At 58.8% G+C, this 255-nt stretch carries 1 protein-coding gene; it reads right to left on the bottom strand.

What is annotated here, in order from left to right; genetic code table 11:
• On the bottom strand, positions 1 to 255 hold a 255-nt coding region (locus tag JHD67_RS22980; RefSeq protein ID WP_199101247.1), incomplete at both ends, for an IS30 family transposase.

Below are 255 nucleotides of genomic sequence, written 5' to 3'. Positions count from 1 at the left end.
CGGCCGGCGTTTCGAAGTTCAACGTCTGCCGGGGCCGCTCGTTCAATCGACGGGCAACGGCATCAAGCTTCGCCTGAGAATACACCGACACGTCGGTGCCTTTGGGAAAGTACTGGCGAAGTAGGCCATTCGTGTTCTCGTTCGAGCCACGTTGCCACGGATGTTGCGGATCGCAGAAGTAGACCTGGATATCGGTCGCCAAGGTAAAGCGCCGGTGGTCAGCCATCTCCTTGCCGCGATCCCAGGTCAGTGATT

Source organism: Dyella sp. ASV21, assembly GCF_016428975.1.
GTDB lineage: Bacteria > Pseudomonadota > Gammaproteobacteria > Xanthomonadales > Rhodanobacteraceae > Dyella.
The sequence above is the reverse complement of the archived record's forward strand: the minus strand, read 5'-3'. Positions and strand labels throughout refer to the sequence as shown.